Consider the following 13,540-nt stretch of genomic DNA (forward strand, 5'->3'; position numbering starts at 1 on the left):
CCATCTAAATATTAACCTTATGTGGTGATTATATTCCCGCTTCATACCTTACCCCTCGGCATCCTTTATGGGTGTCTTTTTTTGTTTTCAGGAGTCCCTGATTTACTTCGGCATCAAGGAGCCGCTACGGTACAAGCCCTTTGCGGAATGTCTTATTTCCGCCGCCCCGCGGGTACCTTCAGACTCCAACCGCTCCTCCCGTCTTAGTTTTCGCTCAGTCGCACGGTCTTCATAGTCATCCAGTTTCAACCCCGAGTACGCCCTTGATATGGGAAAGGTGCTTCAAACATTGATATTCAATTGATGAAATAATGAAGGTCACCTTTAACAGGTGACCTTCATTATTAAAAATTACATAAGACATGTTGCTACTATTTTATTTGGTAAGTTTATTTAAGTAGTTTTATTAAAAATCAAAATTATCCGGGTCAGGACCGACTCGATGATTCTGATTCAAGCCATCCATTCGTTCCATATCTTCTTTCGTTAACTCAAAATCAAACACGGTAGAGTTTTCAATAATTCGATGTTCTTTTGTAGACTTCGGAATAGTCACAACACCATTTTGCAAATCCCAACGCAAAATGACTTGAGCTACAGATTTGTTATACTTCCTTGCAATCTCTGTTAGAACCTCATTCTCTAGTAATTGTCCTTGCATTAATGGAGACCATGCCTCTAACTGAATTCCATGTTCTTGGCAGAACGACTGAAGTTCTTTTTGAGTTAAACGTGGATGGAATTCCACTTGATTCACCATCGGTTTAATTTCTGCGTCTTTCATCAAGTCTTCAAGATGATGGGTTTGGAAATTACTTACCCCTATTGCTTTTACCCGCCCTTCTTTATAAAGGGTCTCTAACGCTTTCCATGCGTCTTTATATTTACCTTCTACAGGCCAGTGAATGAGGTATAAGTCTAGATATTCTAAACCAAGTTTCTTTAAACTTGTTTCGTATGCTGCTATTGTAGACTCATATCCTAAATCAGCATTCCAAACTTTAGAAGTCACAAACAAATCTTCTCTTAAAATTCCAGCTTCTTGAATTCCTTCACGGATGCCTTGTCCGACTCCTTCTTCATTTCCATAGATAGCTGCAGTATCAACACTACGATAACCATTCCTAATAGCTGCTTTTACCGCATTAACTAACTCAGGTCCCTCTTCTACTTTAAATACTCCTATACCAAACCAAGGCATTTTTACACCGTTATGCAACATAGTTGTATCCTGTAAATTTTTAACCATTAAAATTACCTCCATTATTATCTATTTGAATTTTTATTCGAATGCGTGCGTTTTTAAAATGTCCGACTTTTGGAAAGAAAGTCTTTATCTGCTCCCGTTACACCACTTTGTCCCCAATTTCCTGGAATCATTTCACGAATGACGATAAGTACTTTATCCAAAGGTGCATGAGTAAATTTAGATGTTATTTGTGTAAGTTGGTTTACCCACTTATCCTTTGTATCTTGATCAAATGTATTCCATATATCAATCGTGATGATAGCCATTCCATCTATGTTACTATCCGGCGTATGATAAGACTCTTTTGTATCCCAATTGATCACTCTACTCTTCTCAGCAAAGGTAGCATCGATTGCTACAGCTCCTGCTTTCCCCAAATTTTCTTTCTCAAGTTCATGTATCAATACTTGAATTTTATCAGGGACAATCTTTAATACCTTAGTTGTAAGATCTGTTACCTCATAAATGAATTCCTTTTTCTCTTCCTTTGATATTGTAGGCCACGTATTCAGTACAATTAATGGCATGGTATCACCTCTTTAAAAATTAATATTAATTACTATTCCGATCACACCACCACCTTTCACTAGGATAGGAAAGGCACCCCCAAATGCTGCATATTTTGATGCATCCAGACGATATTCCTCGTGATAAGGGATTCCGTGTATTTGACTTTGTTGTTCCTGTCATCATAAGGTGGAACAATTGCACTCCGTTTTTTGATATATCAACAGCAATCTGTTTCCCTGCTTGCTCTTATTTCATCAATGCTTGGTGCACTCATAATATTTCGCCCCATTGACATATTCAGCATGTTGCTCTCTTTTCTCTAAAGCCATACTCCAACGAGTAAGGATCACAGCCCCGAGAACCATTAATGCACCTATCCAAGGCGTATGAATAAGTCCAATGGAGTCAGTGATCACACCACCAAGGTATGATCCCAGTGTAATTCCCGCGTTAAAGGCTGCAATATTGATCGCTGATGCCACATCCACTGCCTCAGGAACAAATCGTTCCGCCAACATTACGACATAGACTTGGAGACCTGGTACGTTCATGAAATGGAATAATCCCATAAGTAAGATCGTAACTAAGGCGGCAACCTTAAACGGAGCTGTAAAGGTTAAGATCAAGAGCACAATGGCTTGTACGATAAACATATAAAACAAGGCCTCGATCGGTTTACGGTTCGAAACTTTTCCTCCAATTACGTTTCCAATTGCTATAGCAACTCCGTAAACAAGTAAAATGACCGCAATCGCCCCTTCCTTAAAACCTGTAATTTGCTGCAATAATGGAGATAAATAAGTAAAGACAACAAACGTACCTCCATACCCTAAGGCTGTAATCATAAATACAAGTAGTAGACGACCATTGGCTATTGGTTTGAATTGACCGCGCAAGGATGTACTCGTACCTTTTCGCAGATTGGACGGAACAAGAATACTATTTGCGACAAAAGCAATGATTCCAACTATGACAATGACAATGAAGGCTTCTCTCCATCCTAATTGTTGACCAATAAACGTACCTAAAGGTACACCAGTGACGATTGCTACTGTTAGTCCTGTGAACATAAAGGAAATGGCGCTGGCTCTGCGATTTTCAGGGACCACATCAGCAGCAATAGTAGAACCAATTGACATAAACACCCCGTGTGAAAAAGCAGTAATGACACGAGCAACCAGCAACACGGCAAAACTCGTCGCACTTGCAGCCATACTGTTTCCAACAATAAAGGTGATCATAATCCAAAGCAACAAAGCTTTGCGTGATATACCCGATGTTAAAGGGGTAAGAATCGGTGCTCCAAAAGTTACCCCAAGAGCATAAAAAGAAACGGTCAGCCCTGCTGTTGTAACTGAAATATGCATGTCTTGTGAAATGAGGGGCAATAAACCGACACTAATAAATTCTGTCGTTCCTATGGCAAATGCGCTTACTGCTAATGCTAGCAGCGCCCATGTACTATTTTTGTTTTCCATGGATTTTTAGGTCTCCTTTCTAGTGATTACATTTTTACAAGGGCATTCAACTTTAAAAAAGTTTGGCAAGAACCGCCCGCAAAATGTATTATAGGTGGGGTAATTCATTAAAGTAAGTACGCACTTTTTTGTTATATAGATACTTGAAAGTTATATAGGTACTTTTAAGTGCCTATGGAAATGAGCAAGGAGGAATAGTATGTCTACAAAGAAGTACAATATATCGGTGGAAGCCACATTGGAAGTTATAGGAGGGAAATGGAAATGCGTCATCCTTTGTCATCTAACCCACGGCAGAAGGCGAACAAGTGAATTGAAACGCCTAATGCCTGCCATCACACAAAAAATGTTAACCCAGCAGCTGCGTGAGTTGGAAGAAGACGGAATCATTAACCGAATTAGTTATAATGAAGTTCCACCAAGAGTGGAGTATGAGCTTAGTGAATACGGCTGGAGTTTGAAGAGTATTTTAGATTGCTTATGTGCCTGGGGAGAAAAGCACATTGTCAAAGTTTATGGTGACAAAGCATCTGTCTTAGAGGACAACATCTTAAACAAATAGATTGATTTTGTAACATAATTTATCTACATTACTAACTGACAAATTAACCATGGAATAGATGAACCAAGATTAAAGGGCGAGTTCTCCGCGTTCAAAATGTTCAAAAATATTAGAGGTACCCTAATAAACATCTCTGATTTTTCTACATAGCGAAGAAAAATTAGAGATGTTTATTCCGGAAACTGTATGCCATGCCGTCGTAACGTAAAATAGCCCAGCAACAATCGCAAAACTATCGGGCAGCTCCCTTATCAGCTAGTTATGATAGGACACTTTTATGGAGTAATGAAAAAGAACCCAGTTTCTCTATTTTAATACAGAGAAATTGGGCTTTTTAGTATTGAAATTTCCTTAGCATGTGAAATCCTCATTTTGTTGGCGGTACCCCGCGTAAATCTAATTAGACAATACCGAGCGCTGTTGCAATACGAAAAAACGTAGTGCGTTTCTTTTCATAATACTTTCCTTTTTTAGGCCCGAGCTCTGTATAAATGTGCATGTCCGTTAATTCAGTAGAGTTGAGGTATTTTTATTCGATAATGGTCAATTCCGTTGCATCTAGGCTATTTTTTTAACGCTCAATCAATCTGCTTTACCTTCAACACATTAATCTTTTCTGGCTGGCGTAGCGAAGGGAACAGGTCAATGACGCCAGCTTCTTTCTCATTGACCTCTGCAAGAAAAGTGAGTTGCTACGCTCCCATATATCTTTTCCCCTCTCTATAATTTATTTTGAATAGCGTGTTTGACGAATGGCACCGCCCCGGCCACGTTGGAAGGCATTACTCGCATCATATTAGCCTAAATTTGACAAATGATGGATCATCCTCTTAGGCATATACATAGGATGTGACTGTTGAAATAAGAAGGGAGATGACAGTATGCATTATCCAAATTATCCTGTACTAGGTGAAATGGCTCCAATGCCAAATGCTCCGGTGATGGGCGAAACAGCGCCAATGCCGAACGCCCCGGTGATGGGTGCAACAGCGCCGATGCCAAATGCCCCGGTGATGGGTGCAACAGCGCCAATGCCAAATGCCCCGGTGATGGGCGCAATGTATCCTATGCATGGAGGAATGCACCACATGCACCATGTTCACTACGTAGCTCCTGTAAATCCGTCTTTCGTGCACTTACTGTGTAAACTGATTGGACATAAGGTAGTAGTTGAAACTGTCCGTGATAAATGCGTAGGAAAACTTATAGATGTGAAGCCAGATCACATCGTACTTGAGTCTATGCATACAGTTTTCTTTATTCGGATTGAAGAAATTGTTGCGATTATGCCAATTAAACATTGTCATCATTGCAAGAAGCATCATCACTACAGAGAAGCTCAAGATGAATAAAAGTATTGAATTTCTTCCTTTAACGATTTAAAATGTATATTAAAAAATTGTATAGTATAACCTTATAGATATGGTATAAGGGTCTCTACCAGGAACCGTAAAATCCTGATTACAAAAAGTGTGTGTTTAACATTTATTTGTAATCAGGATTTTTTTATTTTTAAAAGGAGTGATTTCGTGAATATGTGTGATTCAATACTCAAAAAGAGAATTTTAGTAGCTGGAAAAACGATTCCTGCGGATGTAGTTGTTAAGCAAGGTAAAATTTTAAATGTTTTCACAGGAGAGTTTATGGAAGGTGATATTGCCATTGTTGATGGAATCATTGCAGGAATCGGCTCTTATGAAGGAAATGAAATCATTGATGCACAAGGTAAACTCATCGTTCCAGGATTTATTGACGCCCATGTCCATATCGAAAGCGCGATGCTGACTCCTCAGGAATTTGCAAAAGTTGTTCTTCAGCATGGAGTAACTACTGTCATGACTGATCCCCATGAGATCGCAAACGTGGCAGGTGCAGATGGAATTCAATATATGCTCGATAGCGCTAAGGATCTGCCTTTAGATATATTTGTAATGCTGCCTTCTTGTGTTCCAGCAACTCCGTTCGAAACAAGTGGTGCAAAGTTAGATGCGGAACAATTACTTCCCTTCATGTCTGATCCCAAAGTTTTGGGACTTGCTGAAGTCATGGATTTTCCCGCTGTATCATCTGGGGATAAGGTTATGCTGGATAAAATTTGTATGACCCAATCACATGGTGGCATAATTGATGGTCATGCAGCTGGGCTTAAAAGAGAAGAGTTAAACATCTACATGGCGGCAGGTATTCGAACCGACCATGAAAGTATCAATAGTAAAGAAGCAAAAGACCGTTTAGAGCTTGGCATGTATCTGATGGTTAGGGAAGGAACTGTAGCAAAAGACTTAGAAGCATTACTTCCTGTTATTACACAACAAAATTCAAGACGATGCTTATTTGTTACAGACGATAAGCTCGTAGACGATTTGATTGAAGAAGGAAGTGTAGACCATATCGTAAGACAAGCTATTCAGAAGGGGTTAGACCCTGTCATTGCGATTCAAATGGTGACTTTGAACGCAGCAGAGTGCTTTGGCCTTCGTAATATAGGGGCTGTTGCACCTGGGTATCAGGCAGATTTTCTTCTTCTTGATGATTTGAATACCATAGCCATTCATCAGGTTTATAAAAAAGGCACGTGTATCGTCGATAACGGAAGAATTGTGGAAGAATCCTTTCCGAAAATGCAAACTGCTCAAGATTTATCACATGTACTACCTAAAATGAATCCGAAAGAAGTGAAATTGGAGGATTTAGAAATCCCTTTGTCTTCGGATGTTTGTAATGTGATTGAAATCATTCCCAATAGTTTAGTTACCTATCATCGAAAAGAAAAAGTAAACGTGCAGAATCGACTTTTTTGTTCTTCTACTGAAAATGATCAGTTAAAATTAGCTGTAATCGAAAGGCATAAAGCTACAGGAAATGTTGGATTAGGAATTGTAAAAGGATTTCAGTTACAAAAAGGGGCAATCGCTAGTACAGTAGCCCATGATTCTCATAATATTGTAGTCATAGGAACGTCTGATGAAGAAATGCTGCTTGCAGTCGAACAAGTAATCAAGACAAATGGTGGATTAGCCGTTGTTGCGGGAAAAGAAGTTTTGGCTTCCTTATCACTTCCCGTTGCAGGATTAATGTCGGAAGAAAAGTATGAGACCGTCTATCAATCGCTGAAAAAATTAAATGAATCTCTTTCGATAATTGGTTCGCCAAAAACATTTAACCCTTTTTTGACGTTATCGTTTTTGACACTTCCTGTCATACCGCAACTTAAATTAACAGATAAAGGATTATTTCAATTTTCTTCTTTTTCCCATATAAACGTCCAGGTTGATGAATGATTCATTCTCTGCATTCATTGTGAACATAAAAAAGGAGCAGACACCAATAAGTCTGCTCCTTTTATTACAGTTACACGCTACCCATGAATCCGGAACCGATTCACAACATCCTGCAGCTGGGTAGACAGTTCCTTAAGCTTGTGGCTGTCGTTGAGAATTTCCTGTGCCGACGCCGCCTGCTGCTCGCTTGACGCACTCACTTCTTCTGTGCTTGCCGACGCCTGTTCCGTAACGGCTGCGATATGCTCCATCGCCTGTCCAACAGATACACTTGTCGACTCAACGCGCTTAAGCTCCTGCGCAATGCGATTCGTCTGCTCAGTCAACTCCGTAATCATGCTATCAATCTCACTAAAATGAACACCAGTCGACTCAACCATAGACCGTCCATCGAGCACTGTACGCACTCCACCTTCAATCGAACTTGCAGCACGATTCGCTTCCCGCTGCGTATCTAGGATAAGCGTCTGAATCTGGTTAGTCGCCTGATTCGTCTGCTCAGCAAGCTTACGTACCTCATTTGCTACGACAGCAAAGCCCTTCCCATGCTCACCTGCCCGTGCCGCTTCAATGCTTGCATTCAATGCCAGCAGATTCGTTTGCTCCGCAATGTTGGAAATGAGTGTAACGATGCTGCCAATCTCATTTGTTTTCCCTTGTAGATCTTGCATTACCTGGTATGATTCATTAATATTCGTATCAATTTCCTTCATGCTGGTCACAGCACGCTCTGAAGAAATCCGTCCTTCACGGGAGAGGTCAGACATATGATGGAACGATTCCGCCATCGCATGTGCTTCTGTAGAAACCGCATCGATCGCTCCTTTCATGACCCCCATCTCTCCACTTACTTCTACTACCGAGTCAGCAATATCCATCGCACCCGTTGCCATCTCCTGAATCGTACCCGCAACTTCTTCTGCCGCTTGCTTCGTCTCGGCACTTGCGATTGTCATATTGGCCGAAGAGTTCTCCAAATGCGTGGATGTTTTCTTCATCGTGTCAATAATGCCACTCATATTTTCAATCATGGTATCAAAATTCTCGCCAAGGCGCCCCAGTTCATCTGTGCTCCGCAAATTCGAACGCACCGTTAAATTGCCCTGTGCCAGCTCATTTGTCACATGACTAAGCATCTGGATCGGTCGCACAAAACGGGAAGCAAACAAAATCAAGATGATAACTGTAAACAGCAGCACCCCAAGCGCTGTGGCAAACGAGATTTTAGCCAGATAGGAAAGCTGTTCGGTTGCTTCACTAGCCGGTGCGGTAATAAACAGCGACCAATGCGTACGCGGCACCATTGTATAGTAGCCAAGCTTATCGATCCCCTCATATGTATACCGATGTGAGCCAGACTCCCCTTTCTGCGAATCTTTCGCCATCTGCACAAGTGCCGGGTTCGGGTTCTCAAACAAGTTTTCTTTTAAAATTTTTTCTCGGTTCGGATGAGCAACTAGCAATCCATTGCTTTGCATCATAAAAGCATAACCGGTCTTGCCAAGCTTCTCTCCCGTAATAATATTCGTCAGATAATCTGCTGTAATAATCCCGCCGAGTACCCCTTTACGGTTTCCCGCAGCGTCTAGAATCGGCACGGCCATTACAACAATTTTCTTTCCTGTTGTTTTCGCGATGACAACGTCAGAAATCGCATTTTTTCCTTCCATTGCTTCTTTAAAATACGCACGGTCACTTACATTCGAACGATTTCCGTCTGTTGTTAGTATATTCCCCTGCGCATCACTTACGTATAAATAATCGAATTCTCGATTGATTTTTAACAAATTGCGTAAATAAGGCATCGCTTGTTCTGGCGTACCATCCCGTAAGATATCAGCCTGTCCAATCGTCGAAAGTATGCTTTCTCGAACAGAAATCCACGTGCTAATCTCTTTCTTTAAATTGTTGATTTGCAGCGTCGCTTTTTCATCAAAGTTCTGTTCTAGGAACTCTGTAGCTTTCACATGATTAATCCAAGCGATAATGGACAATGACGCAATTAAGATTGGTAGCACCATCCACAATAACTTGCTTCGTAATGATTTCACACCCATTTCTCCCCTTCCTGCTGTCACAACTCTCTACCCAAACAAACTAAACAACTATTTCTACTATATAATTTTTCTGCATGATTCGACAATATATGGGAAGAAATTTTATGCTTCTTGCTAATTATGATACAGTAAAAAGAAAAAGGACTGGGAATTTATGCTCGAACAAGAATTTTTTCAGCACTTGACCGATGGGGTAGTCATTATGGACAAACAGCGCATCATTCAAGAAATGAACCCTGCTGCTGTTCGACTAACAGGATGGAATATCGGAGAGCGAGCTCCCTATTGTATCTTCTGCCAAAAACGCGTCATCCAGGAAGGCGAGCAGCGCTGCCTTTTAATGGGCCATAATCCACCTCCCTACTTCGAGTCAGAGATGCCCACGATGTACGGCGAAACCATTCCTGTGTCATTTAGCACAACATATCTTTCCGGGGCTCCTGATGAAGAGGGCAAAACAGTTTTAATGTTGCGGGATTTGTCCCAGAAGAAAAAAGAAGACGAGATTCGCATGGCGAAACTGCTGGCTCGTCAGACAATCGAGGCACAGGAGGCAGAGCGAAAACGAATCGCACTTGAACTGCATGACGGTGTCGGGCAGTCACTTTTTAGCGTATCCATGGCGCTGCAAGTGCTTGCCCGTCAGACCGATCCTTCTACAGCTTCTTTTATTACCGACACGCTGCCTGTGCTGCAGGATGCGATGCAGGAAGTGAAGCGGCTGTCTGCTGACTTGCGTCCACCCGCTCTCGATATGCTCGGACTCAACGCTGCGCTTACCTCGTTAATTCGGCGCATCGAGCAGCATTTTCCACTTGCCGTTACGCTACATTCTAACGTGGACGCGGATACACGCTTTACGCCACAGCTTGAGCTCAATGTGTACCGTATCATTCAAGAAGCCTTGCATAACATTGCCAAACACGCGCATAGCCCACAAGCGATCGTGGAGGTTATACATGATCGCAAAAAAAATCGGCTCACTGTCACCATTACCGATCAGGGCACAGGCTTTGACACCGAAGTGGTTCACCATGGAGGAGGACTCGGGCTGCGCCATATGACAGAGCGAACCCGCCTGCTTGACGGCACGATTCGCATTTTATCTGTACCTGGCGGTGGCACGACCATCCATGTTAGTATTCCGTGTACCAACAAGGATATGTAGAACGGTTCTTAAAAACGTAGACAACCATCTACAAACATAGAAAAACCACTCCATTATTTCGGAGTGGTGCAATTTTGAAGCAACGTCATAATGTAATTGGATAAAGACCTGTGTTCCTTTTTCGCCTTTTCCTGCAATTATGTATAATAATGTGAGAGGTGAAAGTAGATGTTGCGTGGATGTAAGACAGAAATCTACCCTACACCAGAGCAAGTGGACAAGATCAACCGAACCATTGGAACATGTCGCTTTATCTACAATCTGTATCTTTCCAAGAATAAAGTGCAGTACGAGAAAGATAAGACGTTCCTTACAGCCAACGACTTTTCCAAACTTGTAAATCATGATATTTCTAAGCAAGATGAATACAAGTGGATTAAGGAAGTATCATCTAAAGCGGTTAAACAGGCGATGGTGAACGGGGAGAAAGCGTTCAAAAAGTTCTTTAAGGGATTAGCCAAGTATCCACGATCCAAGAAGAAAAAGAATCAGGATGTAAAAGCTTATTTCCCTAAGAACAACAAAACAGACTGGGCGATAGAACGACATCGTATAAAGATTCCTACGCTTGGATGGGTACGCCTAAAAGAAAAGGGCTATATCCCGGTAAACGCAACGGTACGAAGTGGCACCGTATCACAAAAAGCAGGTCGATATTTTGTCAGTGTATTGGTTGAAATACAGAAGAGTTACGAACAAGCAAAACGAGGAGACGGCATTGGAATTGACGTGGGAGTAAGTGATTTTGTGATTGCAAGTGACGGGCAGATATTTGGTAATCTCAACAAAACCTCCGCAGTCAGGCGCACGGAAAAGCGACTGAAACGAGCGCAACGTGCGTTATCAAGAAAATATGAGCAACGAAAGAGAGGTGAAACATCTGCCACTTATCGCAGGAGTAACATACGCAAAGCTGTGTTGAGAGTGCAAGCGTTGCACATGCGATTGGCTAACATGCGTTCAGCGTACCGTTCCTATGTCGTGAGTATGTTGGTGAAAACCAAGCCAGCCTTTATCACATTGGAGAAATTGAATATAAAAGGAATGGTCAAGAATCGGCATGTGGCAAGAGCCGTTTCCAATCAGGGATTCTATGATTTCAAGTTGAAACTTCTATCCGCATGTAGGAAGTACGGGATTGAAGTGCGAGAAGTCAGTACGTTTTATCCATCATCTAAGCTATGCAGTTGCTGTGGGCATAAAAAGGTACAACTTTCCCTAAGGGAGCGTACTTTCATCTGTGAAAACTGCGGAACAAGCTTAGACCGTGACTTCAACGCATCCCTAAATTTGAAACAAGCAACGGAATATACCGTAGTAATCTAACGAAGCGGTGTATATGTACCGATGGCTAGTCGGGAATTTACGCCTGTGGACTGTCAAACAAACCGTAGTAGCGGGCAAGTGGCGAGATGGGGCAGGATGAAACAGGAAAACTCTTAACATAGACGTTTGTCTATGTTTTAAGTGGCAGGCTTTACATGCAGACGATTAACATTTTACTAATTGAAGATCATGTCATTGTTCGCTCCGGGCTGACCCTATTCTTACATAGCCAGCCTTCTATCAAAGTGATCGGTGAAGCGGCTGACGGACAGGAAGGACTCAAGCTTCTTCATGTCATCCAGCCTGATCTAATTATTACCGATCTGTCCATGCCCAAAGGAATGGACGGATTCACAGCCTTACAAGAAATTAGGCGCTCGTTTCCTGACATTCCCGTGCTAATTCTGACCATGCATGATGACGAAATTTACGTAAAACAAGCAATACGACTTGGAGCAGACGGTCTCGTCCTCAAACAGACCGATACGCAGCAATTACTGGAAGCTATTTATGCCATTACACAAGGTCACAAATACTTTGATACGACGTTCCCTGCTGACCTCATCGCCCAATTTCAGCGTGAAGTAACGGAAGAAGGCAATAAAAAAACCCTGACAGCTCGCGAAGAAGAAATCGTTCGCTTAACAGCCAGGGGCTATACAAACAAGGAAATTTCCGAGCAGCTGTTCATCAGTGTGAAAACTGTCGAAAATCATAAAACAAGTGCCATGAAAAAATTGCAGCTTACGACACGGGCTGATCTTGTCCAGTACGCGATTGAACATGGGATGCTTAACGTATACAAACCGACCTGATCACTACGGTCCAGCATAATGGGACAACTGCGGCAGCATACGATTTTCCATGTTCATCCGAGACTGACAGAGCGGGCAATCCGGTTGTGCAATGAATGAATAATCCTGGCGCATCCAGCCGTTACAAGATTCATTTTCACAGCTCCATACCACTATTTCAAATAACGGCACTTCTTCCAACTGCTGACGCGCACGCATGAATGCCATACAAAATCCCCCTTTTTTCAGGAATATCCATAGTATTCCTTAGGATGTATGCTTTATGCATCTGTCGAAATATCGAATTTACACTTGTTTTGATAACCTTTGTCGATACAGTAGGAAGTTGTCCCGTTATGCCGTATTCTTAATGATAAGCGATAACCGATGAGGAGGAATACGTGATGCAAAGCAATAGCATGTGGATGACCTCGAAAGACGTAGCCGAAAAACTCGATGTAAGCGTACGTACTATTCGCAACTGGATCGAAAACTTCAGCGCCTATATGGTACTCCAGAAAAACAGTCAGGGACACTTCCTCCTAAGCGAACAGGCATTTGCACTACTTGTAGAAATTAAACGCATGAAAGATTCCGGTGTCCCGACTCTGCGTGAAGTGGAAGAATTGCTTGTGCTCGAAAAAATCGTACCCGAACACCGATCGGTTGAATTTTCCGATCATACGTTTGAGGAAGAGGATCTACTTCCCAATCACGTTTCAAGTCGCCTCAACGAAATCGAAACCAAACTCGCCCGCCAGCTAGCGGACGTCTCACGTGAGATCACAGATGTATTCAATCAATCTGTTTCGGAGCTGTCCAAGCCGCATGCAGAAGAGCTGTCTCCTGCTCCAGCCCCTGATCTGCTGGTGACACAGTACTATAAAGAAATCCTCCGTAAAATGGACGAAATGGAGAAAAAGCAAGAAGATCTCCGCCTTGAAATGCGCAAAATGAACTTCGAAATTCAAATGGTCGGAGCCATTCAAAAACAGGAAGAAAAAAAGAAAAAACGTTTCCGCTGGCCGCTGTTTAGCTTCGCTAAATCAGCTGTGAAATAGAAAAAGGAGGGAATCAGGAAATATCCTGCCCCTCCTTTTTCTATTTCGACTTGC

12 protein-coding genes, 1 pseudogene and 1 riboswitch are annotated in these 13,540 nt (G+C 42.1%); of the genes and pseudogenes, 7 read left to right on the forward strand and 6 right to left on the reverse strand.

All coding sequences use genetic code 11. The features are described from left to right. Window positions 1–406: 406 nt before the first annotated feature. From PO771_RS13585 to PO771_RS13600, 4 genes and pseudogenes are all read right to left on the reverse strand, one after another. Window positions 407–1,249 carry an aldo/keto reductase gene (locus PO771_RS13585; protein WP_272560235.1) on the reverse strand — a complete coding sequence of 281 codons (843 nt, stop codon included), beginning with the start codon at window positions 1,247–1,249 and terminating at the stop codon, window positions 407–409. A 53-nt stretch (window positions 1,250–1,302) separates the two neighbouring features. Further along, window positions 1,303–1,776 carry a tautomerase family protein gene (locus tag PO771_RS13590; protein ID WP_272560236.1) on the reverse strand — a complete coding sequence of 158 codons (474 nt, stop codon included), beginning with the start codon at window positions 1,774–1,776 and terminating at the stop codon, window positions 1,303–1,305. Window positions 1,777–1,806: 30 nt separating this feature from the next. Then, window positions 1,807–2,005: pseudogene (locus PO771_RS13595) on the reverse strand (heme-degrading domain-containing protein); the annotation flags it as partial. Window positions 2,006–2,013: 8 nt separating this feature from the next. Continuing rightward, window positions 2,014–3,237, reverse strand: a complete 1,224-nt coding sequence (locus tag PO771_RS13600; protein WP_272560237.1) for an MFS transporter — start codon at window positions 3,235–3,237, stop codon at window positions 2,014–2,016. A 199-nt stretch (window positions 3,238–3,436) separates the two neighbouring features. On the opposite strand from PO771_RS13600, the gene PO771_RS13605 reads away from it, so the two are divergent. The 3 genes from PO771_RS13605 to ade all read left to right on the forward strand — a co-directional run bounded on the left by PO771_RS13605 (window position 3,437) and on the right by ade (window position 7,080). Next, window positions 3,437–3,799: a winged helix-turn-helix transcriptional regulator gene (locus tag PO771_RS13605; protein WP_272560238.1), complete on the forward strand. Its 363-nt coding sequence runs from the start codon at window positions 3,437–3,439 to the stop codon at window positions 3,797–3,799. Window positions 3,800–4,680: 881 nt separating this feature from the next. Next, window positions 4,681–5,151, forward strand: a complete 471-nt coding sequence (locus tag PO771_RS13610) for a DUF2642 domain-containing protein (RefSeq protein ID WP_272560239.1) — start codon at window positions 4,681–4,683, stop codon at window positions 5,149–5,151. A 32-nt stretch (window positions 5,152–5,183) separates the two neighbouring features. Then, window positions 5,184–5,283: riboswitch (purine riboswitch) on the forward strand. Window positions 5,284–5,334: 51 nt separating this feature from the next. Further along, window positions 5,335–7,080, forward strand: coding sequence for an adenine deaminase (ade, locus tag PO771_RS13615; RefSeq protein ID WP_272563176.1), 1,746 nt, complete (start codon window positions 5,335–5,337; stop codon window positions 7,078–7,080). Window positions 7,081–7,157: 77 nt separating this feature from the next. Here ade and PO771_RS13620 read toward each other — a convergent pair whose 3' ends face one another. Further along, window positions 7,158–9,131, reverse strand: coding sequence for a methyl-accepting chemotaxis protein (locus PO771_RS13620; RefSeq protein ID WP_272560240.1), 1,974 nt, complete (start codon window positions 9,129–9,131; stop codon window positions 7,158–7,160). Window positions 9,132–9,291: 160 nt separating this feature from the next. On the opposite strand from PO771_RS13620, the gene PO771_RS13625 reads away from it, so the two are divergent. The 3 genes from PO771_RS13625 to PO771_RS13635 all read left to right on the forward strand — a co-directional run bounded on the left by PO771_RS13625 (window position 9,292) and on the right by PO771_RS13635 (window position 12,446). Next, window positions 9,292–10,305, forward strand: coding sequence for a PAS domain-containing sensor histidine kinase (locus PO771_RS13625; RefSeq protein ID WP_272560241.1), 1,014 nt, complete (start codon window positions 9,292–9,294; stop codon window positions 10,303–10,305). 168 nt (window positions 10,306–10,473) lie between these two features. Beyond that, window positions 10,474–11,631 carry an RNA-guided endonuclease InsQ/TnpB family protein gene (locus tag PO771_RS13630; protein WP_272560242.1) on the forward strand — a complete coding sequence of 386 codons (1,158 nt, stop codon included), beginning with the start codon at window positions 10,474–10,476 and terminating at the stop codon, window positions 11,629–11,631. 155 nt (window positions 11,632–11,786) lie between these two features. Next, window positions 11,787–12,446: a response regulator gene (locus PO771_RS13635; RefSeq protein WP_272560243.1), complete on the forward strand. Its 660-nt coding sequence runs from the start codon at window positions 11,787–11,789 to the stop codon at window positions 12,444–12,446. A 3-nt stretch (window positions 12,447–12,449) separates the two neighbouring features. Here PO771_RS13635 and PO771_RS13640 read toward each other — a convergent pair whose 3' ends face one another. Further along, window positions 12,450–12,653: a cold-shock protein gene (locus PO771_RS13640; RefSeq protein WP_422664952.1), complete on the reverse strand. Its 204-nt coding sequence runs from the start codon at window positions 12,651–12,653 to the stop codon at window positions 12,450–12,452. Between the two features lie 176 nt (window positions 12,654–12,829). On the opposite strand from PO771_RS13640, the gene PO771_RS13645 reads away from it, so the two are divergent. Next, entirely contained in the window at window positions 12,830–13,486 is a 657-nt protein-coding gene (locus PO771_RS13645) for a helix-turn-helix domain-containing protein (RefSeq protein ID WP_272560244.1), read from the forward strand. Window positions 13,487–13,540 lie beyond the last annotated feature (54 nt).

The organism is Aneurinibacillus uraniidurans (assembly GCF_028471905.1).
GTDB classification, from domain to species: Bacteria; Bacillota; Bacilli; order Aneurinibacillales; family Aneurinibacillaceae; genus Aneurinibacillus; species Aneurinibacillus uraniidurans.